A 25,048-nucleotide genomic window follows, 5' to 3' on the forward strand; every position below is an offset into this window, starting at 1 on the left:
CAACAAAGTGTCAACCACAAAGAAATTTAAAGATGTGTCATGATGGTTTTTGATTGCCAACATCATGATTTTGAATAATGATGGAGCCTAAAGGTCGAGTGCGGCATTTACTCATAATCCGTTGGTGACCAGTAAGATGGCTGATTGGCGAGTGCAGCAGCTCACTTCCTAAGTTTGATAATTTGATTGATATCTATCTTTATAGTTAGCACACTGAATACAAAAGGAAGTGTATTCAGTGTGCTTTTTTTTGTTGGAGGTTTTATTTGGCCCCAATGGCTGCCAAGCCTGCGGCGGCCGCTTGCTCATCTTGTTGAGAGGTGGCGCCGCTTACTCCAATGGCGCCTACGATTTTCCCATCAAGGATAATTGGCAAGCCGCCTTGTAGCGGCAAAATATTTGGCAGGTTGAGCAGGGCGACCCGGCCACCGGCTACTACATCGTCCAGCGCTTTGGTTGGGCGTTTGAAATTGTTAGCGGTGCGAGCTTTGCCGATGGCGGTTTCCACGCTGGAAATCTGGGTGCCGTCGATTTTCTCTAGATAGGACAAGCTGCCGCTGCTATCCACTACTGCGACTACTACCGCCAAGTTATTTTTCTTTGCATCTGCAATCGCCGCTGTAGCGGCTTTTTTGGCCTGATCACTCGTGATGGGAGCGCCGTAACCGATGATATCAGCCGCCAAGCCGAAGCTAGAATAGGAAGCAAAGATTGCAGCAACGATAGTCGAACGGAAAATATGAGTCATTATTGAGGTCTTTTTTATGAAAGCACCTAGACCTGCAATTGATATGCCAAGTGGAAAGAGTGTTTTAATTGGCTGTTTTTAAAGTTTTCTTATATGGAAGCGTTTGAGTGGATGTTCAGTAAGAATCACTTATTAATGGGAAACCAACAGAGTGTTAGTTTTAAAACATTATCTTGGGGTGCTGTTTCTGCGTAGATTTTAAGTCTTATTAAACAAAAATAATTTATCCGCTGATTCGTTTACTGCTACCACGGCAGGGTGAGTTGCCCGCTTGGGGACGGAGATTGCATAGAAATGCTGGGTAAATTCGTCGGTGTCGGCAATTTTGATGACGTCATACTCCTGTTCAATTTCATGCGCGATGACGGATGAGACGGTAAAGAAACCCGCTCCAGCAGTGCCGAAGGCTTTCATCAGTGCACTATCATCAAACTCTCCGACAATGTTGGGGGTAATATGTTGCTCGTTCAGCCAACGCATGATTTGCCCTTGTAATAGGCTATCCTCTCCCATGACCAGCATGGGCGCGCGATGCAGGCGTTCCGGGAACTGGCCAGGATATTTCATGGCCAGTTCTGCGGTGGCAAAAAAAGAGGTGCCACTTTCCCCGAGCTTACGGCTAATGCCGGTGATGTTGACTTCGCTCGGCATGGGGCGGTCTGCCAGCACGATGTCCAGTTTATGAATCGCCAGTTGTGCGAGAAGCGTTTCGAAGTTGTCCTCCCGACACACGATGCGAATCGGGTCTTCTAATTCCATGGCCGCCGAAAGTAGGTGATAGGCAATGGATTTGGGGACGAATTCTGCAATACCTACGTTGAAAACCCTAGGACGTTTTTTGGGTTGATGATGCAGGGTTTCCTCCAGCATGCTGCCTATTTCGAAAATGCGTTCGGCGTAAGGCAGTGCAAGACGTCCTGCATCCGTGAGTTCCAGGCCGCGCCCGGCCCGCTTGAACAATGTGACGTTCAGGTCGGCTTCAAGTAGCGAAATTTGCCCACTGAGGGTTTGTGGAGTCACACCTAATTGCTCACTGGCCTTGACCAGGCTGCCAGCTTTGGCGACAGCCCAGAAATAACTGAGTTGCTTATAGTTCATGATGTCTCCTTGGTGGCAAATCTCGACACTTCGAATTTCCCGAATAATTAATCAGAGAATAGTATGTTTTTCTTGTGATCTTCGTCTAGTAGGATGTGCACCATGGTAAGAAAAAATATCAATCAACTCATTGGAGATCATCATGAAAAAGACAGTTGCTATCGCTAGTTTGGCACTTGTTGCTTCCTGGGCTTCTTTTGCCCAGGCAGAGGAACATAACGCAGCCCTGTTCGATCAGCAGGTGCTGGCCGCGGCGACGATTAATCCCAGCCGCCTGGCTACCGATGCGCGGGTGGCGGAGTCCGAAGCGGTGATTACACATAAGGATGTGGTGCAGTCCCGCAACAATCGTCCTCATTTCAGGCATCACTTCAATCTGAACCGTATCGATACGAGCGGGGTGAGTGCAGATCGCAATGCCGGGAAGAAGTTTGTGTATGTGGCGCATCCTAAGCATCACTTCAAGGTCAAGCGGTATGTAGGGGTAAACTAAACCTCACATTACGCAACATCGCACCCTCCCAGGCATTTGCAGATGCCTGGGAATCACCCCTAGAGCTAGGCTTCCGGGGGTGTTTTTTTAACTTTCGATTGTTTGTGAATGGCCGAGTATTTGCGCGCATTGTCGCCTATGTGTTCTTCACCGCGCTGGCGCGCAATTTCAATTTGCCTTTGTCTCTCTTCAATGCTGGCGCGTTTCTCAGCTGACAGTTTGTCATAGCAACGAGGACAGGAAATGCCTTTCACATATTTCGGCGATGCCATATCTGCGGCAGAGATGGGATGGCGACATGCAAAGCATTGGTCATAATCTCCCACCTCCAAGCCATGTCTCACTGCCACCCGCTGGTCAAATACAAAGCATTCCCCTTCCCATAGGCTTTCTTCCTTTGGAACAGTTTCCAAGTACTTCAGAATGCCGCCTTGCAAGTGGTAGACCTCTTCAAATCCCTGTTCCAACATATATGAACTGGCTTTCTCGCAGCGAATGCCCCCAGTGCAGAACATGGCGACTTTCTTGTTTTTTGCCGGATCAAGGTTGTTGCGGACATAATCGGGAAACTGGCGGAAAGTCGTGGTAGCCGGGTCGATAGCGCCTTTGAACGTGCCAATTTCGTATTCATAATCATTGCGCGTGTCGACCACAATGACATCCGGGTCGGAAATCAGAGCATTCCAGTCCTCCGGTTTGACGTAAGTTCCTACTTTCTTGTTGGGGTCGATGCCCGGCACCCCCAAGGTCACTATTTCCTTTTTCAACCGCACTTTCATGCGATAGAACGGCATTTCGTCAGTGAAGGACTCTTTATGGTCGATATCCGCGAATCGCGGATCCTGGCGCAGGTAAGCGAGCAAGGCATCAATGGCTTCCCGGCTGCCAGCCACTGTGCCGTTAATGCCTTCTTCCGCCAACAGCAAGGTACCCTTGATGCCCTGGGCGTTACACAAGGCCAGCAGGCCCGGTTGAATCTCCTGATAGTCAGGCAAGCTAACAAACTTATATAAAGCAGCAACGACAATATGATGCACGACAAATTTCTCACGAAAATATAACAAATCAATGGGTTAAAAGGCATTCTGCAGTTGAGCATAAATGCACTAACACGCGCTATTTTAATTAAATTTCCATAGATTTCATATGGTTATTATGTTGCGAATATACAACGATATACAAATTTTACTTGAATTGAGAATGTTTATTATTTATATTCCATCTCTGTGAATTTATGTAAAACGTTGTAAAGGGAAAATTGTGCAAAATACAAAACACGATCCGGCCTTGAAGCCAATTTTTGCTGCCATTGCGTTGGCCTTCACTGGCTCTGCAGTTGCAGCTGAAGAAGCTGGCGTTCTGCCAGAGCTTCAAGTGCAATCAAAAAAAGAAAATCCTTATAAGGTGGAGAAGTCTGCAAATCAGAAATTTACAGCGCCGCTGAAGGATACTCCGAAGTCAGTCACTATCATTACGGAAGATGTGATCAAAGACACTGGTTCCAATACATTCCAAGAAGCGTTGCGTACAGCACCTGGTATTACCTTTGGTACTGGCGAGGGTGGCGGTCCGATTGGTGATCGCCCATTTATTCGCGGTTTTGATGCACAGAGTGCCATTTTCGTGGATGGTCTGCGTGATATTGGTTCGCAGCAACGTGAAGTTTTCGCGATTGAACAATTGGAAGTGCTCAAGGGACCAAGTGGTGCATTTGATGGCCGCGGCTCTGCTGGCGGCAGTATCAATGTCGTTACCAAGCGTGCGAAGGCTGGCAATTTTACTTCTGGTTCTGTCGGTTTCGGTACCGATCAATATCGCCGTGCTACTTTTGATGGCAACTATATGATCGGTGATGATGCGGCTATCCGTCTGGTCGGTGTGTTCCATGATGCAAATACTCCAGGCCGCGATGATGTAGACGTCAAGCGCTGGGGTTTTATGCCGTCTTTGACTTTAGGTTTAAATGGCCCTACTTCTGCCACTCTCAGCTGGTATCACTTTGAAACGGATGATATGCCGGATCGTGGTTTGCCATATCGGGACAACTCCGGCAACACTAAGAGTCGCCCTGTTGGTGTAAGTAAGGATAACTTTTATGGTTTGAAGAACCGTGACTATCATGAAACCAATGCGGATATTGGTACATTTGAGCTTAAGCATGCCTTTAGCGATGATGTGACATTGCGCAACACATTGCGTTATGGGGAAACAAAAAATGAGTATGTGGTAACCCGCTCTTTGCCAAGTGCTGCTAACCAAGCCAATAATATTGCGCCAAGGGAAGGTCAAGGACGCAAAACAAAAACGACATCTTTAGTAAATTTGACTGATTTGTCGATTGCATTCCATACAGGGTCTATTAAGCATACTGTCAATACCGGTTTTGAAATCAGCCGAGAAGAAACAGATATTTACTCAGCCACATTTTCTGGAGGCACCGGGGCTAACCAGAACGGAGGCCCCAACGGTAACTTCTTGAATCCTGATGCTAATGATATTTGGCCTGGTTCTGTTGCCTTCAGTGCAGATCCGACAAATACCTGGACTAGCCGTAGCAAGTCAGCATATGTGTTTGACAGCATTGAGCTGAATGAAAAATGGTTGGTGAATGCTGGTGTTCGTTATGATCGTTTCGAGGTGAAAAATAGTACAGCCAAAGCGGATCATAACTTCTGGAATTATCAGTTAGGCGTTGTCTATAAGGTGCAGCCTAATGGCAGTATCTATGCTTCCTATGGAACCTCAACCACGCCCATTGGCTTGTCAAACGGCGATGGGAACCATGAAAATGGCTATACCAATGTGGCTAGTGACTTGAACCCTGAGCGTACCAAGAATTTTGAGGTGGGTACAAAATGGGATGTACTGGAAGGCCTGTCACTGACCGCAGCAGCTTTCTACACTCAAAAGTCTAATGCACGAGTGCTGATGGCAGACGGTGGTTATGCTAATGCTGGTGAGTTTGATGTTAAAGGTGTTGAATTCGGTGCCGCTGGCAAGATCACTGACAAGTGGGATGTATTTGCTGGATATACGCACTTGAATAGCGAGCAATCCAAGACCGGCAATGCTTTAGGTAATCATCGGGATCTGGGGTCAACCCTAAATAAGGGCAAGGACATGCCTGGTGTTGCAAAGAATAGTGCCAGTGTTTGGACAACCTATAAAGTGTTGCCTCAGTTGACTGTTGGCGGTGGCGCATTCTATGTGGACAAGGTCTATGCCGATCCGGGTAACATGCTCTATGTGCCTTCTTATGTCCGTTGGGATGCCATGGCAAATTATAAGATTGATGATCGCATTAGTTTGCAGCTTAATCTCCAAAACCTGACTGATAAGCGTTACTTCAATCAGACTTACACACGTCACTTTGCCACCGTGGCTCCTGGTCGCTTGGCATTCGTGTCGCTAAACTTCAAATTCTAGATTTTTCTAGCAAAATCAATACCCCATAGAGTTTGACTCTATGGGGTATTTTCATTTCTCGGGCAATGTAAAGAAAATTCAGCGTTACAGTTCCCCTTCAGAATGTGTGCTGAAATGTGAATGTTTATTATTTATATTCCGTTTCCCAAATGTTTGTCAGGGAAATGAAAGGGAAACTGTGCAAAAAAATCTTAATCAGAACATTGAGTTGGCAATGAAGCCAGTCGCTACCGCAGTGGCGTTGTTGTTTGCCACGCCAATGGTTGCAATGGCTGCGGACGAAGAGGTAACGACCTTGCCTGAAACGACTGTTCAGGTACATAAGGAAAATAAATACAAGGTAGAACGGTCTGAGAATCAGAAGTTTACATCTTCGCTGCAAGATACCCCAAAACAATCAGTGTGATTACTGAGGATGTGATCAAGGATAGCGGCTCCCTCACATTGCAGGATGCCTTGCGTACAACGCCTGGCATCACATTCGGGGTTGGTGAAGGCGGTTCGGGTGGCGCCATGTCCGATCGCCCATTTATACGTGGGTATGATGCGCAATCCTCCATATTTGTCGATGGTTTCCGGGATTTGGCAACGCAAAACCGCGAAGTATTTGCAATCGAGCGTGTGGAAGTGATCAAAGGGCCTGGAGGTGCATTTGACGGACAAGGGTCTGCCGGGGGTAGCATCAATATCATCACCAAGAAAGCCAAGGCGGACAGCTTTACATCGGGCACTATCGGTATCGGTACGGATAGCTATCGTCGGGTGACGTTCGATGGCAACTACATGCTGGGCGACGATGCGGCTATACGGCTGGTGGGGATGACACATGACGCCGATACTCCGGGGCGTGACGGTGTGGATGTGAAGCGTTGGGGTTTCATGCCATCTTTGACGCTGGGTTTGAACGGGCCTACCACTGCCACGGTAAGTTGGTACCATATGGAGACGGATGATATTCCTGATCGCGGTTTTCCATTCATGAACGGCGAGCCTATTCATGTCAGCAAAGACCATTTCTTTGGCTATACCAATCGGGATTATCAAGAGACGACCACAGATATCGGTACTCTCGAACTGAAGCATACTTTCGATAATGACGTAACCTTACGGAATATCAGCCGGTATGGGAAATCGGATAATGAGTATGTTATGAGTTCGCCAAGGGTGACGACTTTCCCGTTGCTGTCTCGTACTAACCATGCGCGAAAAGTGGAAACGACTACTATCGCCAATACGACAGATGTGTCATTTGGCTTCAATACCGCTGAGGTTAAGCACACAATGAATGTGGGAGTGACCATCAGCCGGGATGTGACATATCAATATCGCAATGTTGAAGTGGCTGGGGCAAATCCGAATGTGGATGCCACGAATCCAGACAATACTGCGCCTGCTGGCGTGGCAACGGTGACTTTCCCGGACCATGAGGCAAATAATAGAAGCACCAGTTTCAATCGATCCATTTTTGCCTTTGATACGATCGAGTTCAATGACCAATGGTTGTTGAATGCAGGCGTACGCTATGACAAATTCGAAGCCAGAAGGCATGTCAATATTGTGGCTGGCGTCGAAAGCGTAGGAGAGTCCGATAATGGATCTTTCAATTATCAGTTGGGTTTGGTGTACAAGGTGCGGCCTAACGGCAATATCTACGCTACCTATGCCACCTCGACAGTGCCTATGGGGATCAGCAATGGCGTTGTCGGCCCTGATAATGGGTCGGATATCGCAGTGAATACGCAGGATCTCGACCCTGAGCGGATTAAGAGCCTTGAAGTCGGTACCAAGTGGGATGTATTGGATGGGTTGGCGCTGAATGCGGCTGTTTTCCACATCAGGCGTACAGATAGCCGGGTTACCAATGTCGATACAGGGCTTCTGGACAATATTGGTGAAACCAGGGTGCAAGGCTTGGAGCTCGGGGCCGCAGGCCGGTTGACAGACAAGTGGAATGTGTTTGCTGGCTATACCTATTTGGACAGCGAGCAGGTGAAAACAGCTACTAATGCATCAGGGCTGTTAGGTAAAGGTAAGCCATTGCCAACCGTTGCGCGAAACAGCGCCAGCTTATGGACCACTTATGAGTTGCTGCCGCAGTTGACTGTAGGCGGCGGCGCGTTCTATACGGACGAGATGTATGTGAATACGGCCAATACACTCAAGGTTCCGTCTTATGTGCGCTTGGATGCGATGGCCACCTATAAATTCGATGAGCGTATCAACTTGCAGTTGAATATTCAGAACTTGACAGACAAGCGCTACTTCAGCAATTCAGGCTCGTCTCATGGCGGTCTGGCTACAGTGGCTGCTGGAAGATTTGCATTCTTGTCTCTGAACTTCAAGTTCTAAATATGATATAAGTTCAGTTCGATATATCTCTTACTCTGGCCCTATGGAGAGTCGAACTCTCTATAGGGTTTTTTGCTTGTTGGTTGGATGGAAAGATGAAATGTTGATTGAAATTCCAGAGGTATTGACCAAGGATCAGGTGGCACAGTGCCGGCAATTGATGGATGCGGCGGAATGGGTGGATGGTAATGTCACTTCAGGCAGCCAATCCGCTTTGGCCAAGAATAATATGCAGCTGCCGGAAGGTTCGCCCGTGGCGCGCCAAGTCGGGGATTTGATCCAGGATGCATTGGGCATGAGCCCTTTGTTCATCTCGGCAGCTTTGCCTCTGAAAGTGTTTCCGCCTCTGTTCAACCGATATGAGGGCGGGCAAGCGTTTGGCACGCATGTGGATAATGCGATCCGCCAATTGCGCGGCACCAATTTCCGCATCCGCAGCGACCTTTCCGCCACTTTATTTTTCTCTGAGCCTGAGGATTATGACGGTGGGGTGCTGACGATTGAAGATACGTTCGGCACCCAGGAGGTGAAGCTGCCAGCAGGACATATGGTGCTTTACCCTTCCAGCAGTTTGCATCACGTGACGCCTGTCACGCGCGGAGCCCGGGTTTCATCGTTTTTCTGGATGCAGAGCATGATCCGCGACGATGCGCAGCGTACTTTGCTGTTCCAGCTGGACAGCAGCATCCAGGCGATTGGGGCCGAGCGCGGCGGCAAGGATCCCGAGGTGATCCGCCTGACCGGCGTCTATCACAATCTATTGCGGATGTGGGCGGATAGCTAGGGCGGCTTAAGCCGAGCCGTTTATATGGCTGTGCTGCAGTCGCGTCGCTATCTGGCGCAGGAAGTTCATGGCGATTTGCGGCTCGCCTTGCAGCAGCGTTTCGATATTCTCTGAGTTGACGACGACGACCCCGGCTTCCTTGGAAATCACGATCGCATCTGCAACCCTAGGCGTTTGGGTCAAGAACGCCATTTCGCCAAAATAATCGCCGCTGTTGAGTTCACGCAGCAATTTTTCTCCCAGCATGAGCTTGATCTGGCCTGAGACAAGGTAATAAAGGTCATGGCAGTTATCATTGACTCTAAAAATATAGTCGCCGCGCTGGAATGTCTTGCCATAACGCTCCATCAATTCGTCCAAGTAAGCTGTCTTGTCCTCCGGCATCTGATCGAACAGCCCCCGCAGCAATAGCACATCTTTTTTGCGCAGCGTGGAGATCAGCGTGGTGCCGAGCATGAATACCACAAAAGTGTAGTAAAGCCAGGCAATCGAGATGAAGAGGTTCTTCATGCCGCCAAATACTGCGCCATAAGCAGGGTTCACAGACAAGAACAAGCTGAAGGCCGGACGCATGGCAAGCCACAGCAGGGCGGTCACAACGGCGCCGATCATGATATGAGATAGACGCAGCCGTACTGGGAAATAAACGCGGTAGAAGATCGCGGTCAATAATGTGGTGAGTGCGATGGAGGTGGCCGAGTTGATGTATTTGGAGTAGGCGGTATGCGGTTCCAGGATGTTGATCACTTTTTCTATCCCCAGCCCCAGGATGGTAAACAGGAAGAACATCAACAATATGCCAAGCACGCCCAGGATATCCTTGATCTGGCGCCGCAGGAACGAAGGCTTTTCCTGGATGCCGGCGATGGTGTAGAAGGCCGAGCGCAAGGCGCCTGCCAATGGCACGGCCAGCCAGAACATGGCGATGAAACCGAAAACGCCCCAGGCGGCCTTATGCTGTGATGCGTTATAGACTTCCACCATGATGCGGTTGCTGAGGTTGGGCACCAGGTTGCTGACGATGATCGCCAGCTTGACGGTGGCATAGTTGGATGACACCACGAGATGGCTCAACAGGAAAAACATGAGCACGATCAGCGGGATCAAGGCAAACATGGCGTAAAACGACAGCGATGCGGAAATGCCAAACCCGTTGTGAACTTGAAAGCTGATCAGCGTTTCACGCAACACGAAGAACGGCGTGCTGTAACGCTGGCGTGCGTAAGCGCGGCGCGACTTATGCAATGCCGGATGGCTGCCCAGGTGTTTGACCTTGGAAATGTTGAGTGCCAAAAAACCGCTCCTGTTGCCTTGCTCAGCCTAGAGCTTGCTTGAATTTCTCTGTGGCGGCAATCAGGGCGCTCCTGGTGCCGGCTTCCATGCCTGAATGGCCTGCGTCGGGAATCATGTGAAGTTCCGCATGCGGCATGGCGTTGTGGAGCTCGTGCGCGGTCAATGGCGGGCATACCATGTCGTAGCGGCCTTGCACGATGACGGTCGGGATCTGTTGCAACCTGGCGGCTGCCTCTGCCAATAAATTACGTTCTCCCACAAAGCACTGGTTCTTGATGTAGTGAATTTGCACCCGGGCGCGCGCCAGCTCGATTTTGCCGTTGATGCCTTGCTCACTAGTGGTGGTGCTAGGCAATAAGGTCATGATGCTGGCTTCGAAAGCGTTCCAATGAATGGCGGCTGGCTCACTGATGGATGGCTCATCTGAAAACACGCGCTTCGCGAATGCGCTCAAGGGATCATGCTGCTCAGCTGCTGGCAAGTAGGATAGCAATTGCTGCCAGGCTTCCGGGAAGAAGTGCTGTACGTCGTGCAGGAACCAATCCAACTCGCTTGGGCGACTGAGGAAAATGCCGCGGAGAATGAGCCCGGTGATATGTTGCGGATATGCCAAGGCGTAGTTCAGCGCCAGGGTGCTGCCCCATGAGCCGCCGAATACCAGCCAACGGTCAATGGCCAGGTGCTGGCGCAGCGCGTCCAGGTCGGCCACTAGGTGGTCGATCGTATTCTCCTCAACCTCTCCTTGCGGGGTGCTGCGCCCGCAGCCGCGTTGGTCCAACAGGATGATGCGGTAATGGGCTGGGTCGAAATAACGGCGCTGGCCTGGGTTGCACCCGCTGCCGGGGCCGCCGTGCAGGAACACCACGGGCTGGCCGGCAGGATTCCCCGATTGCTCGTAATAAATGGAATGCAGGCCTGAGACGGCCAGCATGCCTTGCTGATAAGGTTGAATGTCCGGGAAAAGCGCGTGAGTCATGAATGGAGGTCTCGTCTGTGAAGGAGATTATTTTTCTATATATGGGAAATTGTCTCACCAAGTTTAGGAATTATTTAATTGTAAGTAAAATGTAAATGAAGTATTGCAAAACATTTTTTCCTGCACTAAGATGCAGTCTACTCGCTTTAAAGTGAGTAAAAGGCAAAGTCTCAAAGATGCTGCAACAACCCGTAATTATAAATGGGAGGTGGTATATGTGGGGCTGGGTCTTGTTAAACCCTTAGTAGTATCACTATGGAGATTTATAAAAATGGAGATGAGCAAAATCAAGCTGGCGCTTGGTGTGGCATTTGGCATGGCTATGGCTTTGCCTATGGTTGCATCTGCAGCTGCTGACCAAGAAGCCGCAATGAAGGATCCTAACAACTGGGCACATCCACGCGGTCAACATAATAATCAGGGTTACAGCACCCTGAACCAAATCAACAAGAGCAACGTCAAGAACGTTAAGGCAGCTTGGCAATTCGCAACCGGTGTAAACCGTGGTCACGAAGGCTCTCCTGTTGTTGTGGGCAACATGATGTATGTGCATACAGCATTCCCTAACAACGTTTACGCACTTGATCTGAACGACAATCAAAAGATTGTCTGGGCTTACTTCCCTAAGCAAGATCCTTCCGTGCAAGCTGTTCTCTGCTGCGATAACGTAAGCCGCGGTCTGGGTTACGGCGACGGCAAGATCTTCCTGCAACAGAACGACGGCGTGTTGGTTGCTCTGGATGCGAAGACTGGTGCAAAGGTTTGGGACGTTAAGGTAAACGATCCTAAGGTTGGCGCTACCAACACCAACGCTCCTCACGTCATCAAGGACAAGGTCCTGACTGGTTGTTCCGGTGCTGAGTTCGGTGTTCGCTGCTTCCTGGCTGCTTACAGCCTGAAGGATGGCGCGCTGGTATGGAAGGCATACAGCACAGGTCCTGACAGCGAAGTGCTGATCGGCAAGGATTTCAACAAGGACAATCCTCACTACAGCTCACTGTCCGTATATGAAGACGTAAACGGCGGTAACAAGGAAGGCGGCTCTTTCAAGGCTCTGCCCAAGGAAAAGCTGAAGTTCCCTGAAAAGGACCTGGGTGTTAAGACCTGGCTCAAGCCGCAAGCTGTTAAGGATGGTTGGCAGCACGGTGGTGGTTCCACATGGGGCTGGTGGCCATATGACCACAGAACCAACCTGGTTTACTACGGTACTGGTAACCCATCCGTTTGGAACCCAGACGTACGTCCTGGTGACAACAAGTGGTCCATGACTATTTTCGCTCGCGATGTAGATACTGGTATCGCTAAGTGGGGTTATCAAATGACTCCTCACGATGAGTGGGACTATGACGGCATCAATGAAGTGATCCTGTTCGACAAGGGCGGCAAGACTTACGCTTGGCACCATGACCGCAACGGTTTCGCTTATACCTTTGATGCACATACCGGCAGCATCATTGCAGCTGAAAAAGTACACCCGTTTGTTAACTGGGCTACTGGTGTTGATCTGAAGAGCGGTGTTCCTCAGAAGGATGGTAAGTACTCTACTCACCAAGACTACAACGCTAAGGGTATCTGCCCTGCTGCGCTGGGTACCAAGGACCAACAGCCTGCTGCTTACTCCCCACGTACTGGCTTGATGTACTCCCCACTTAACCACGTTTGTATGACATACGAGCCAGTTGAGTCCAAGTACATCGCCGGTCAACCATGGGTTGGTGCTACTTTGACCATGTTCGCTGGTCCTGACGGCGTAATGGGCGGCTTTGCTGCTTATGACCCAATGACCAACAAGAGCAAGTGGTACAACAAGGAGAAGTTCTCTGCTTGGGGTGGCGCTCTGACAACTGCTTCCGACCTGGTGTTCTACGGCACCCTGGACCGTTGGTTCAAGGCTGTTGACGCACAATCCGGTAAGGAACTCTGGAAGTTCCAAGTTGGTTCCGGTGTGATCGGTAACGCTTTCACATACACCCACAAGGGTAAGCAATACGTTGGCGTACTGTCCGGTATCGGCGGTTGGGCTGGCGTTGCGATGAACCTTGGCCTTGACAACGACACCGATGCGCTGGGCGCTGCTGGTGGCTACAAAGAACTGACCAAGTACAACGCTGCTCCTGGCGGCGGTGCACTGAACGTGTTCAGCCTGTAATCGTCTGATTAATGCAGAAGATTCAAAGCTGACATTAGGTTAGTTGCTCCCAAGCACCCTGTCTTAGGACAGGGTGCTTTTTATCTTTGATAGGCAATTAGTTAGCAGGCTTATCAACGCAGAAGGAAGTAAGTAATGTTAAAAACGCTGAAGAAGGTTTCATTAGTACTCGTGTTGTCCGGCGTGAGCCAGGTTGCGATGGCAGGCGGTGCTGGCAATGCATTGGAAGTTGACACCGAAGTGGGGCGCGGTGGCCTCCCGGTACGTGAAGACAATCCAAATGAATTGAAGGTCTGCGCGGACTATGACAACTTACCCTACTCAAACGGCAAGCAGGAAGGTTTTGAGAACAAGATTGCCGAATTGATTGCCAAGGATCTTGGCAAGACCCTGACCTACCAATTCTGGTATGACCGTATGGGGTTCATCCGTAATACATTGAATGCACGTCGGTGTGATGTGATTATCGGCACGGTCGCCGGTAATGACATGATGGCGACATCCAAGCCTTATTACCGTTCAGGCTACGTATTCGTTTACCGCAAGGATAGCGGGTATGACATCAAGGACTGGGATTCCCCGGACCTGCATAAAGGCATTATCGGCGTGGTAGGGCAGACGCCGCCCTCCCGGCCGCTCAACGACAAGGGCTTGCTCGGCAACTCCCGTCCATACCGTATCCAGCGCGACCTCAATTTGCCGCCCAGTTTTGTGATTGACGACCTGGTCAAGGGTGAAATTGATGTCGCTATCCTTTGGGGCCCCATCGCCGGCTATTACGCCAAAAAGGCCCCTATTCCCTTGGTTGTGGTTCCTGCCCCGGAATATGAACAAGAGAATATCCATGGCAAGGAATATTGGAATATTTCGCTAGGCGTGCGTAAGCGCGACAAGGAGCGCCTGGCGATGTTGCAGGAAGTGCTGGACCGCCGTCATGACGACATCATCAAGATCCTTGATGAGTACGGCATTCCTCACGTGCCAGTGGTCGAGGGCGACGACATCGAGAAAAAATCTAAAAACAAGGGTGATGTAATTCCCAAATTTGAATAGTATTTTTCATGAACTGGGTCAACTATTCATAGTCTGACACGTTAATTGAAGTGCAGACTCGTTAGTTCTTAATAAGTAGTCGAAGTTTAATGTTCAAAAAGCAAGGAGAAAGTATGTTGAATCATGGAGTGATCAAAGCAACCTTGGCAGCCTCTGTGCTGGCGCTGGCAGGATTGGCGATGCCAATGCAGGCGAGTGCTGCCTGCAACCTGGTGTCCACCAAGGACAATAGCCCTCTGAATATCAAGGTGGCTGATGATGATACCCCAGAAGCCAAGCAGTTCCTGGAAACTTGTGTCAATCCTTACACTAAGATTTATGCAGCCGATCCAGAGAAGGCCAAGCAAGGTAAGAAGAAGTTCGGTCTTTATTCCTGCACGACTTGCCATGGTCCAAATGGCGACGGCCAGGTGGCAGTTTCGATTACCGACGACCGTTGGCAATACTCCAAGCATATTACCGACAAGGGTTTGTTTGAAACCATTGCAGGTGGTACCAATGGCGGTATGGCAACTTGGCACAAGCAAGTGTCTGGCAACCCAGACCTGGTTTCAACTGACGAAATCTTGAAGATCGTCGCTTTCCTGCGTAGCCAATACAAGGGCGGCGGCGACAAGCCATGGTTGAACGAAAAGCCACAATAATGAAATAGTATGAGTGGCGCGGGTGCGATCCAGCACTCGCTGATCCTTCTCTATAAAGAAAAGACGGTCATTGTTTATTCAATGACCGTTTTTTTATGCGCGAAGCCCGGCCTTTAGAGGTAAAATCAAAGCATTCCTTTTTGTGCAAGCCAGCTACCATGGTCATTGAGGGGTGGTTGTGATATAGCAACGCTATGCTTGCCGTGAGATGTACGGATTTATATTGATTAGTCCTGGAAAGTGAAGTTATGCAATTGGAAACGCAAACAAATTCAGATTTGCACCGTGTCGTGATCGTCGGTGGTGGGGCGGGTGGACTGGAGCTAGCTACGCGCCTGGGCAGAAGTCTGGGACGCAAGAAAAAAGCGCATATCACCCTGATCGATTGCACCCGCACCCATGTCTGGAAGCCATTGCTGCATGAAATCGCCGCAGGCAGCATGAATCCGGACAAGCATGAGCTTGAGTACATTGCCCAGGCGCACTGGCATCACTTTCACTTCCGACTTGGGCGCATGGACGGCTTGGATCGAACCAAGAAAGAGGTATATGTCGCCCCTTATTTTGATGAAGGTGTGGAAGTCATCCCCCGGCGTACTTTCAAGTACGATACCTTAATCATTGCGGTTGGCAGTACCACCAATGACTTCGGTATTTCCGGCGCACGCGAGCATTCTATCGCGCTGGATACGCAAAACCAGGCTGAACGTTTCCATAAGCAATTAACCAATGCTTTGATTCGTGCACAAACCCAGGCTGAACCAGTACAGGCTGGGCAACTGGAAGTGGTTATTGTCGGGGCTGGCGCCACAGGGGTCGAGCTTGCTGCGGAACTGCACAATACCACCCGTGAAGTGGCTGCATTTGGCCTGGATAGGATTGACCCCGATCGCGATATCAAGATTTCCATTATTGAGGCGAGCGACCGCGTATTGCCGGCGCTGCCGCCCAAGCTGTCAATGGCGGTGGACGTTGAGCTGCGCAAGCTGCGTGTGCACGTTTACGTAGGGGAGCGGGTTACCGAAGTGACGGATAAAGGGGTATATACCCATAGCGGCCGTTTCATTCCTTCAGCGCTGGTAGTGTGGGCGGCAGGCATTAAGGCGCCCGACTTCCTCCGTGAACTGGATGGCCTCGAAGTGAACCGCATCAATCAACTGGTGGTCAAGCGCACGCTGCAAACCACGCTGGATGAAAATGTCTTTGCTTTCGGTGACTGCGCGGCTTGCCCATGGCCCGGACATGACGAGAACGTGCCCCCGCGCGCCCAGTCTGCTCACCAGCAGGCCTCCATGCTGGTGAAGACAGTGAAAGCCCGTGTGGCAGGCAAAGACAACCTGCCTGAGTACACCTACCGGGATTACGGTTCATTGGTCAATCTTGGGCGCTACTCTACAGTAGGCAGCCTGATGGGTGCGATTGCGGGTGGCAGCATGTATATCGAAGGTTTGTTTGCACGCCTGATGTATCAGTCTTTATATCAAATGCACTTAATGGCGCTGCATGGGTTCTTCGCCGTGGTGCTCCAGATACTGGCGCGCCTGATTACGCGCAGGACAGAGGCCCGGGTTAAGCTGCATTAATGCCTCTCTAGCGGTATCTAATCAATAAAAAGCCCGGATACTTGTCCGGGCTTTTTATTGATTGAGGCGACATGGTTGCGGGAGGGCTATTCCGATTTGTGCTGCACCGCGTTCTGCGCTTGAAATAGCTTGTATATTCCACCCATGCTCAGGCTGACAAATAGGCCAAAGACCACAATAATGAAATTGATGTGGATGTCTGCCTTGATCATCAAGGTATAAAGGCTGATCAAGGCGGCAATGCCGAGGTTTTCATTGAAGTTCTGCACCGCAATGGAATGGCCTGCACCGATTAATAAATGGCCGCGATGCTGCAGCAATGCATTCAATGGCACGACGAGGTAGCCGCTCAAGGCGCCGATCATGAGCAGCAGGATGCAGGCAACGATCCAGTTGCTTACAAATGCCATCCCAATGACCAGCAGCCCTACCGCAATACCCACGGGGAGCACGCGGACTGAATGTTCAAGCTTGATCATGCGTGCAGCAGCGATGGAGCCAAATGCAATGCCGATAGCGACGACCACCATGAGATAGGTGGATTGCTCCTGGGTGAAATTCAAGGCAAAGCCGGCCCAGGCCAGGACGACGAAACGCAACGTGGCTGCGACCCCCCAGAACAAGGTGGTGACCGCCAGGGAGACCTGGCCTTGCGCATCCTTCCATAACGTCTTGGTCGCTTGCCAGAAATCCTTGATGAGAAAGGTAGGCGTTTTCTTGGGAGGCTTGTGGTCCACCGGCACCTTGGGGATGTAGATATTGAAGATGGCTGCCGAGAGATAAAGCACCGTGATCACGATCATGGCAACCTGGATATTGATACTGGGCAGGATGGCGCCGAGCACGGTTCCCAACACAATGGCCATGACGGTGGAACCCTCCATCCAGCCATTGGCTTTCACCAGCATGGATGGCGGCAGGTATTCCGTCAGAATGCCGTACTTGGCGGGCGAGTAGGCGGCTGCCCCTATGCCGACTATGCCATAGGCATACAAGGGTGGCATGCCAAGCACCATGGCCATGCTGCCGATAAACTTGATGGCATTGGAGACAAACATCACCCGGCCCTTGGGAAAAGCGTCGGCAAACGCGCCGACGAAAGGGGCGAGGATGATGTAGGAGATGACAAAGAACCATTGCAACAGTGGGTCGTGCCAGCTAGGGGCCTCCATGTCTCTCAGGAGCGCAATTGCGGTGAACAGCAATGCATTGTCAGCTAGCGCGGATAAGAACTGCGCCAGCAGTATGATATAAAAACCCCAGTTCATCGCTGCTTTATTACACCCTGATAAGAAGGTGCATTTATCCTGTCATTGTGACTGGCTATGCCAGATTGAGTCATAGTAGTGGCCGATTATTACAATATATCTGCTGCAAAATCTGCCAACCTGGATCGCTCGCCGCGAACCAGGGTAACGTGCCCGTTATGCTCCCAGCCTTTGAAGCGATCGACCACATAGGTCAGGCCGGAGCTGCCTTCAGTGAGATAAGGCGTGTCAATTTGCGCAATATTACCTAAACAAACGACTTTAGTCCCGGGTCCTGCACGCGTAATGAGGGTTTTCATCTGTTTTGGAGTCAGATTCTGGGCTTCATCGATGATCAGGAACTTATGTAGGAAAGTGCGCCCTCGCATGAAGTTCAATGATTTTACCTTGATGCGGGTGCGGATCAGGTCCTGGGTGGCCGCGCGGCCCCATTCCCCCGCATCCTCGTCAGATTTGTTGAGCACATCCAGGTTGTCTTCCAATGCTCCCATCCACGGGGCCATTTTTTCCTCTTCCGTGCCGGGCAGGAAACCGATGTCCTCGCCGACGGGAACGGTGACGCGGGTCATGATGATTTCGCTGTAAATTTTTTTGTCCAGTGTCTGGGTCAGCGCAGAGGCCAGCGTCAGCAGGGTTTTGCCAGTACCGGCCTGGCCCAGCAGCGTGACGAAGTCCACTTCCGGGTCCATCAGCAGGTTGAGTGCGAAGTTCTGCTCGCGGTTGCGGGCCGTGATGCCCCAGATGTTGTGTTTGGACTGGGTATAGTCCTTGACCACTTCCAATACGGCAGTATTGCCTTCAATCGAACGTACGATCGCGTGAAAGGGCTTCTCGAATTCGTAATAGATGAATTCATTGATGAGAAAGCTCTTGCAGAGCGGCCCGGTGATGCGATAGAACATCCTGCCGGCATCCTGCCAGGATTCCATGGCCTTGCTGTGCTTGTCCCAGAAGTCTGCCGGAAGCTCCTTCATGCCGGTGTAGAGCAGGTCGGTGTCTTCCAGCACCTTGTCATTGAAATAATCTTCAGCAGCCACGCCAATCGCGCGTGCCTTGATGCGGATATTGATATCCTTGCTGACGAGCACCACTTCCCGGCTCGGCTGCGATGTCTGCAGGCTGAGCACTACGCTCAGTATCTGGTTGTCCGCCTTGCTGCCGGCCAGCATGGGCAGTTCCGTTGTCACTGCCTCGGTTTGCAGGAACAGCTTGCCGCTGACGTGCTTATTGCCATTAATGGAGAGCGGACAGCCTTTTTCCAGGTCCGCCAGGTTGGTTCCCACAATCTCTTCCAGGTTACGGCTTGCCTGGCGCGCATTGCGTGCAACCTCTGTCATCCCCTTCTTGTTGTTATCCAGCTCTTCCAGCGTGACCATGGGAAGGTAAATATCATGTTCCTCGAAGCGGAACAGGCTTGACGGGTCGTGCATGAGTACATTGGTGTCAAGTACAAACAGTTTGGTGCTTGCTGTGCGCTTTCTGATCATCTGGCGGCCTTTTAAAGGGATTGAATGAATTCGAGCACTTGCTGTGCGTGGCCGTCTACTTTCACTTTCCGCCATTCATGGATCAGGATGCCCTGTTCATCGATGACGAAAGTGCTGCGTTCTATGCCACGTACTTCTTTACCATAAAGTTTCTTCATCTTGATTACGTCGAACAACGTACAGGCTTTTTCTTCCGCATCTGATAGTAGTTCAAATGGAAAGTTGAACTTAGCCTTGAAGTTCTCGTGAGACTTGAGGCCATCCCGCGAAATGCCGACGATTTCCGTATTGCTGGCCTGGAATGCCTCGTAGAGGTCGCGTAGATCCTTGCCTTGGTTGGTACAGCCGGGGGTATTGTCCTTGGGGTAGAAGTAAACGATCAGTTTTTTGCCGATATAGTCGGAAAGCTTGAAAAATTTTCCGCTGGTGGAAGGTAATTCAAAGTCGGGAATTGCTTGATTCAACATAGTGGACAGTAAGCTCTAGACGCTCTCATTGTTGATAAAAACTGAGGATATGGCAAGCAAGTTATGGGGTGATATTCATATTAGTTTCATTCAGATTGATAGTCGCGCGGCAAGATAATTTCAGTCGTTGTGCCGCCCTTGACCCTGTGGTTGAAGTGGATGTGCCCGGATAATGCTTCCATGACCTTGAATGCAAAAGGGATCCCGAGTCCGGTGCCAAAGCGCTTGGTTGTAGGGCCTGGGCTGGCCGCATGTGGATCCGGGGTAAACGGCATGCCCGGCCCCTGGTCGCTGATCGTAATATGCAGGCTATCCTCGGCGATATCGCAGTCAATGGTGATTTCGCTGGATTGAGGGGACGCTTCCACGGCATTCAGGAGAAGGTTGTAGAGTGCCTGCTCCAGCAGGTTCTCATCGGTGAGCATGCGGTCGTTCATGTCCTGCCAATCCGGCAGTCGTACCGATATCTGCTTCTCCTGGATTTTCTGCTGTAATGGGGCGAGTGCGCCTTGCAGTATCTGGCGCAGCGTCGTGGCGCTGGCATGCGGCTTCAGTGGGTGCAGGTAGGCTAACAACGCGCGGGTCCAGCGGTCCAGGCGGTCAACGGTACTGATGATGGCAGTGAGCGAGTCGCGGGTTTCCTGGTCGAGGTGGGGGTTGTCCGCCACTTGCGCCGTGGCACGGATGCTGGCCAATGGATTGCGGATGTTGTGAGCGAGCATGGGCACCAGCAGGCCAAGGGCGGCTTGTTTTTCCGAGCGTACCAAGGCTTCCTGGCTGTGGGTCAATTCATGTGCCATGCTGTTGATGGCGGATGACAATGCAGCCAGTTCGGCAACCCCCTCTTCAGGCGCCTTGTGATCGAGGTTGCCTGCGCTGATCTCGCTGGTGGCGTGCAACACGTTGCGGATGGGGCGCACAATCGCCCGTTTGAGGAAGATATGGGAGAACAGCAGCAGCAGCAACGCCAGCCCGATCGGGATGATCAACAGGGTGAATGCCGTGTGCTTGACATCCTCCAGCCGGGCAGAGAGCTCGCTATGCTTCAAAAGCAGCAAGCGTTCTGCCCGGGCGGAAATAATTTCGTAATGGTGGAAGATGCTGGATTCCAAATGGGTGTTTAGCACCTTCTCCAGCTCGGCATTGTTGTAGTCTTCCACCAGGGCGAAGATATGCTGGGTTTCTTGGATCAAATCTTGATAACTGGCATTCAATTCCATGATGGCCGATTTTTCCTGGCTATCGGCGGTGAGCTTCAGTAATTTGCGGAAATGCGTGTCAATCGAAAGGGTGTAGACGTTATATTCCTCTTGCGCTTGCGGATCCTTCAAGAAGTGCAGGTCAAACAACTCCTTCATCTGCCTGTATAAGTCGCCGCGTGTTTGCTGGATTTCCTGCACCATGAGATGGATGCGTTGCGACTCCTGCGAGGACTGGTCCCAGATGCGCATGCCGATTACGCCGGCCGTTCCCGCGAGGATGACCAGCAGGAAAAACGTCAACTCATGGATCAGCAAGACATCCCGGAGCGATTTTGCCTGCGGCTGGTTGCTCATGACGCTTCCAGTGTGAAGGGAACGGGAACCAGAATGACCAGGTGCTTGCTGTTGCGCAATATTTCGGGCGGTTGCGGCAATGGGGACGCTTTCTTCACCATGGTGATGGCTTGTTCATCCAATACGTTATGGCCGCTGGATTTCTTCACCTGCGTCGAAAGTACGTGGCCGGTCTCGTCGCAATGCACCTCCAGCAGTACTTCGCCTTCCCATCCCCGCATTTGGGCAATCCGCGGGTATTGCTTGTACTTGGCAATGGCGCGTGAAAGCAGGCTGCCGTACAAGCTGCGTGCGGCATCTATATCCTGCTGGCTTGGCCCGGCCGGGTGCGGCGGCGGGGCGGGTTCTGGCGCAGGAGGCGCTACGGGAGCGACCGGGGCCGGCGTCGGGGTTTCCCTGGGCGGAGCTGTCATGACATCGGGAACGGCGGCTGGCAGGGGAGTTTCCACGGCTTCATGCTGGGAAGGCTTATCCGCCATGCGGGGCGGTTCCGGTGGCTTGGGCGCAGGTTTTGGCGGCGGGGGCACAGGTTTTGGCGGCGGGGGCACAGGTTTTGGCGTTGGCTTGGGAACAATGGGTACAGGTTCGGGCTCCGGCTGTTTGACTGGCTCCGCTGGCGCAATGGTTTCAGGCTCCGGCAACGCAGCGGATTGGGCAGGGTTGGGTTGCGGTGTCAGCTCAACCTGCAGGGGCGGCGGCACGGGCGTTTCTGGAGAGGTAAAATCCAGGACAGGCAGTTGCATTAACAGCATGACATGAAGCGCCAACGACGCCAGAACGGCCCAGCCGATGCTGTGCTGGCCGGCTGGTGTGGGGATTGAATGGGCGATCGCAACCAAGGTGTAAGGTGAATTACTGTACGTTGTCAAAGAAAGGCATCGCTGATTATAGACTGACCATGGCTGTCTTTTTGGAATTATTCCCATTCAAGCACGGGATAAATCAGATTGATGTTGCGCCGGTTGACCGCATTGAATAATTGCCAGCGAGCAGCTTCGCTGCTCGCTGCGCTATCCATCGTCTGTTCCATGCTGCGGCCTTGCTTGATGGCTTTGCGTACGTCATGCAGCAAGAGCTTGAGGTAGCGGGACTGGTTGTCCAAGGCGCCCTGAAAATCCTGCGTGACTGGGCCGTGCCCGGGGACTGCATGATGGATGCCTTGGAGTTGCTGTAGCTTTGCAATCGCTGACAGCCACCCCTTGATATCGCCGTCAATGGAAGGGGTGCGCTCGATGAAAAGCAGGTCGCCTGTCCATAAGGTGCCGGTTTGTTCATCCAGTACCGTAAGGTCGGTATTGGTATGGGCATTGGGGTATGCCGTCAACAGCAGCCTTCTCTCGCCAATATCCAGTTCCTGGGTGGATTCCACCAATTGGGTCGGTTGGACGATTTCGCTGCCCGAGAACTGTGCTCCAAGAAGCTTATGGCCTTGGCGCAAATAGGCATCGCTGCGCAAGGCCATGGCATTGGCGAGTTTGGCATGGCCGATAAAGACTGGATATTCCTGCTTGAAGGCTGCATTGCCAAAAATATGATCGGGATGGATATGGGTGTTGATCACATACAAAATGGGCAAGTTAGTGACCTTGCGAATTGAGGCGAGCAGGGCTTCCCCTACTCGCTTGCTGCCGCCAGTGTCAATGACGGCTACCCCTTTTGTGCCGATGACGAAGCCGATATTGCTGATATCCCCTTGGTATCCTTCATCCAGGTCAAGGTGGGCGCCTTGGTGCATATAGACCCCCAAGGCTACTTGCTGCATGGGCAGTGCCACCGGCGCGCTGTCGGCAGGGAGCATCCAGAGGGCGCTGGCGATGCACAACAGGAGCGTAAAATAATGGATGAGTCGGCGAGCCATAATGAGGAAACTGCAAAATTGCATGTTAAATGGGTATATACAATTCTGTAAACACCCTAATTGAACTTGAGAAGTATCGCGGCGTCTGAAACAATGCGTGTAAACGACAAAAACAATATTTTAAATACTATTGGAGAATGTATTATGCAATGCAAATTTGAGATAAAGCTCATGACGGCTGCGGCTGCGCTGGCGTTCTCGAGCTCCTTGCTCGCGGCGCCTTTTGCCTATTCCACCAATGAGAAATCGGGGACGATTTCAGTGATCGATACCCAGACCGACAAGGTCGTGGATACCTTCGATGCGGGCAAGAAGCCCCGCGGTGCCGCCATCACCAAGGACGGCAAATACATTTTCGTGAGCGACCAGAAGCAAAACGCCCTGCTGGTCATTGATCTTAAGACCAAGAAAGTGACTGACAAGATCAAGCTCGAAGAGTCGCCGGAAGGCGTGGGCATCTCACACGACGGCAAATGGATTTCGGCAGCCAACGAAGAAGACAACAGCGTGGCCGTGATCGATACCAGCACCCATAAGGTAAGCTACATCGTGCAGATGCAGGGCAAAAACCCTGAACATGCCGAATTCAGCCCCGATGGCAAATGGATGTACGTCAGCGCTGAAGAAGCCAAGTATGTCGATATCGTCGATGTTGCGAAGCGCGCTTCCATCAAGTTAGTAGAAGTCGGCGAACGTCCGCGCGGTATCGGCTTCCTGCCGGACAGCTCGCGCGCTTATGTCGCCAATGAGGCGGCAGGCAACGTATCTGTTTTCGATACCAGCAAGCACGAAGTCATTGCGACGATTCCAGTAGGTCAACGCTCCAATGGCGTCCAAGTGCTCCCTAACGGCAAGAAAGTGTATATCTCGAATGGCGGGGACGGCAGCCTGTCCGTGATCGATACCGCCACCAATAAAGTGACAGCTACCATTCCGGTCGGCAAGCGTCCATGGAACATGGCCTTGACCCCGGACGGCAGGAAGCTGTATGTCGCCAATGGTAAGTCCAACTCGGTGACGGTCGTCGACACCTCCACTGACAAGGCACTGAAGGAAATCCCGGTTGGTGATACGCCATGGGGCGTGTTCGTCCATTAGCCATTGTTGATTGACCCTGCCCCCGGCATCTGCCACTACTTGGCAAGTGCCGGGGCTGTTTAGGTTGGAATGACCATGAATAACCCCAACAGGTATACCAAGGTGGCAATCACGCTGCATTGGCTGATTGCGATCGCCATACTCTTCCTGTTTGCGCTTGGTTGGTATATGAACGAGCTTCCCCGCGGCGGGGACAAAGTCACAAGCATTGATCTCTTCGACTTGGGAGCTTATACCTGGCAACTTGCCGAGGCAGCCACCCCCCGCACCTTTTATTTCAATTTGCACAAATCAATCGGTTTCACCGTGCTTCTGCTGGTCGGCCTCAGGCTGTACTGGCGGCTGATGCACCGGCCGCCAGCCTTGCCCGACTCGATGAAGCGCTGGGAAAAAATAGTGGCCCACGGCATCCATCATTTGCTTTATCTCATGATGGTGTTGATGCCCGCGACCGGGCTGTTGACAACGCTGTACAGCAAATACGGCCTGCACTGGTTTTCCGTCCCGGTACTGCCTGGCTTGGACAACGCCGGACTGCGGGATTTCTTTGTGGCGGCGCATGAGTTCTCTGCCGCAATACTGATTACCTTGATCGGCCTGCATATTGCAGCCGCGCTCAAGCATCAATTTATTGACAAGGACAATATCCTGAAGCGGATGTCATTGTTTAACTAAAGCTTATTGATCATCTTGTTGTTGCATCCTGCGTAACAGCGTG

Annotated in this window: 22 protein-coding genes; 11 read left to right on the plus strand and 11 right to left on the minus strand. The window is 51.5% G+C overall.

The genetic code is table 11. From position 1 onward, the window contains the following. Positions 1–262: 262 nt before the first annotated feature. A complete protein-coding gene (locus ACKF11_RS11575) occupies positions 263–748 on the minus strand; it encodes a GlcG/HbpS family heme-binding protein (RefSeq protein WP_407997179.1) in 486 nt (161 codons plus the stop codon). 198 nt (positions 749–946) lie between these two features. Continuing rightward, positions 947–1,846 carry a transcriptional activator NhaR gene (nhaR, locus tag ACKF11_RS11580; RefSeq protein ID WP_309566180.1) on the minus strand — a complete coding sequence of 300 codons (900 nt, stop codon included), beginning with the start codon at positions 1,844–1,846 and terminating at the stop codon, positions 947–949. Positions 1,847–1,988: 142 nt separating this feature from the next. Here nhaR and ACKF11_RS11585 point away from each other — a divergent pair, with 142 nt between their 5' ends. Next, positions 1,989–2,339, plus strand: coding sequence for a hypothetical protein (locus tag ACKF11_RS11585; RefSeq protein ID WP_407997180.1), 351 nt, complete (start codon positions 1,989–1,991; stop codon positions 2,337–2,339). Between the two features lie 65 nt (positions 2,340–2,404). On the opposite strand, the gene trhO is transcribed toward ACKF11_RS11585, so the two are convergent. Then, positions 2,405–3,376, minus strand: coding sequence for an oxygen-dependent tRNA uridine(34) hydroxylase TrhO (gene trhO / locus ACKF11_RS11590; protein ID WP_407997181.1), 972 nt, complete (start codon positions 3,374–3,376; stop codon positions 2,405–2,407). A 223-nt stretch (positions 3,377–3,599) separates the two neighbouring features. Between trhO and ACKF11_RS11595 the strand changes: the two genes are divergently transcribed. From ACKF11_RS11595 to ACKF11_RS11610, 4 genes are all read left to right on the plus strand, one after another. Further along, on the plus strand, positions 3,600–5,765 hold the full coding sequence (locus tag ACKF11_RS11595) for a TonB-dependent receptor (RefSeq protein ID WP_407997182.1): 2,166 nt from the start codon (positions 3,600–3,602) through the stop codon (positions 5,763–5,765). A 40-nt stretch (positions 5,766–5,805) separates the two neighbouring features. After that, on the plus strand, positions 5,806–6,171 hold the full coding sequence (locus tag ACKF11_RS11600; RefSeq protein WP_407997183.1) for a hypothetical protein: 366 nt from the start codon (positions 5,806–5,808) through the stop codon (positions 6,169–6,171). Further along, positions 6,168–8,114: a TonB-dependent receptor gene (locus ACKF11_RS11605; RefSeq protein ID WP_407997184.1), complete on the plus strand. Its 1,947-nt coding sequence runs from the start codon at positions 6,168–6,170 to the stop codon at positions 8,112–8,114. Before ACKF11_RS11600 ends, ACKF11_RS11605 begins: the two co-directional genes overlap by 4 nt. 100 nt (positions 8,115–8,214) lie before the next feature. Next, the gene (locus tag ACKF11_RS11610) at positions 8,215–8,898 is read left to right on the plus strand and encodes a Fe2+-dependent dioxygenase (protein WP_407997185.1); all 684 of its coding nucleotides are present in this window, start codon (positions 8,215–8,217) and stop codon (positions 8,896–8,898) included. A 6-nt stretch (positions 8,899–8,904) separates the two neighbouring features. Here ACKF11_RS11610 and ACKF11_RS11615 read toward each other — a convergent pair whose 3' ends face one another. Then, positions 8,905–10,191, minus strand: coding sequence for a YhjD/YihY/BrkB family envelope integrity protein (locus tag ACKF11_RS11615; RefSeq protein WP_407997186.1), 1,287 nt, complete (start codon positions 10,189–10,191; stop codon positions 8,905–8,907). A 22-nt stretch (positions 10,192–10,213) separates the two neighbouring features. Then, on the minus strand, positions 10,214–11,167 hold the full coding sequence (pip, locus tag ACKF11_RS11620) for a prolyl aminopeptidase (RefSeq protein WP_407997187.1): 954 nt from the start codon (positions 11,165–11,167) through the stop codon (positions 10,214–10,216). Between the two features lie 271 nt (positions 11,168–11,438). Here pip and ACKF11_RS11625 point away from each other — a divergent pair, with 271 nt between their 5' ends. From ACKF11_RS11625 to ACKF11_RS11640, 4 genes are all read left to right on the plus strand, one after another. Beyond that, positions 11,439–13,316, plus strand: coding sequence for a methanol/ethanol family PQQ-dependent dehydrogenase (locus tag ACKF11_RS11625; RefSeq protein WP_407997323.1), 1,878 nt, complete (start codon positions 11,439–11,441; stop codon positions 13,314–13,316). A 135-nt stretch (positions 13,317–13,451) separates the two neighbouring features. Further along, the gene (locus ACKF11_RS11630; protein WP_309566190.1) at positions 13,452–14,369 is read left to right on the plus strand and encodes a substrate-binding domain-containing protein; all 918 of its coding nucleotides are present in this window, start codon (positions 13,452–13,454) and stop codon (positions 14,367–14,369) included. 89 nt (positions 14,370–14,458) lie between these two features. After that, on the plus strand, positions 14,459–15,013 hold the full coding sequence (locus tag ACKF11_RS11635; protein WP_407997188.1) for a c-type cytochrome: 555 nt from the start codon (positions 14,459–14,461) through the stop codon (positions 15,011–15,013). Between the two features lie 248 nt (positions 15,014–15,261). After that, the gene (locus tag ACKF11_RS11640; RefSeq protein WP_407997189.1) at positions 15,262–16,596 is read left to right on the plus strand and encodes an NAD(P)/FAD-dependent oxidoreductase; all 1,335 of its coding nucleotides are present in this window, start codon (positions 15,262–15,264) and stop codon (positions 16,594–16,596) included. Between the two features lie 86 nt (positions 16,597–16,682). Here ACKF11_RS11640 and lplT read toward each other — a convergent pair whose 3' ends face one another. The 6 genes from lplT to ACKF11_RS11670 form a co-directional block, all read right to left on the minus strand. After that, the gene (lplT, locus tag ACKF11_RS11645) at positions 16,683–17,864 is read right to left on the minus strand and encodes a lysophospholipid transporter LplT (protein WP_407997190.1); all 1,182 of its coding nucleotides are present in this window, start codon (positions 17,862–17,864) and stop codon (positions 16,683–16,685) included. Between the two features lie 89 nt (positions 17,865–17,953). Next, positions 17,954–19,351 (minus strand): PhoH family protein, encoded by a 1,398-nt coding sequence (locus tag ACKF11_RS11650; RefSeq protein ID WP_309566194.1) that lies wholly within the window; start codon positions 19,349–19,351, stop codon positions 17,954–17,956. An 11-nt stretch (positions 19,352–19,362) separates the two neighbouring features. Continuing rightward, positions 19,363–19,818 carry a peroxiredoxin gene (locus ACKF11_RS11655; protein ID WP_407997191.1) on the minus strand — a complete coding sequence of 152 codons (456 nt, stop codon included), beginning with the start codon at positions 19,816–19,818 and terminating at the stop codon, positions 19,363–19,365. An 86-nt stretch (positions 19,819–19,904) separates the two neighbouring features. After that, positions 19,905–21,374: a sensor histidine kinase gene (locus ACKF11_RS11660; RefSeq protein ID WP_407997192.1), complete on the minus strand. Its 1,470-nt coding sequence runs from the start codon at positions 21,372–21,374 to the stop codon at positions 19,905–19,907. Beyond that, positions 21,371–22,126: an energy transducer TonB family protein gene (locus ACKF11_RS11665; protein WP_407997193.1), complete on the minus strand. Its 756-nt coding sequence runs from the start codon at positions 22,124–22,126 to the stop codon at positions 21,371–21,373. The genes ACKF11_RS11660 and ACKF11_RS11665 overlap by 4 nt, the downstream gene beginning before the upstream one ends. 164 nt (positions 22,127–22,290) lie before the next feature. Beyond that, the gene (locus ACKF11_RS11670) at positions 22,291–23,232 is read right to left on the minus strand and encodes a quinoprotein relay system zinc metallohydrolase 2 (RefSeq protein ID WP_407997194.1); all 942 of its coding nucleotides are present in this window, start codon (positions 23,230–23,232) and stop codon (positions 22,291–22,293) included. A 144-nt stretch (positions 23,233–23,376) separates the two neighbouring features. Here ACKF11_RS11670 and ACKF11_RS11675 point away from each other — a divergent pair, with 144 nt between their 5' ends. Next, complete coding sequence (locus tag ACKF11_RS11675) at positions 23,377–24,330, plus strand: beta-propeller fold lactonase family protein (RefSeq protein WP_407997195.1); 954 nt, start codon at positions 23,377–23,379, stop codon at positions 24,328–24,330. A 75-nt stretch (positions 24,331–24,405) separates the two neighbouring features. Next, positions 24,406–25,005 (plus strand): cytochrome b, encoded by a 600-nt coding sequence (locus ACKF11_RS11680; RefSeq protein ID WP_407997196.1) that lies wholly within the window; start codon positions 24,406–24,408, stop codon positions 25,003–25,005. Positions 25,006–25,048: the final 43 nt, after the last annotated feature.

Origin of the sequence: Methylobacillus draconifructus (assembly GCF_045984385.1) — a bacterium.
GTDB lineage: Bacteria > Pseudomonadota > Gammaproteobacteria > Burkholderiales > Methylophilaceae > Methylobacillus > Methylobacillus flagellatus_A.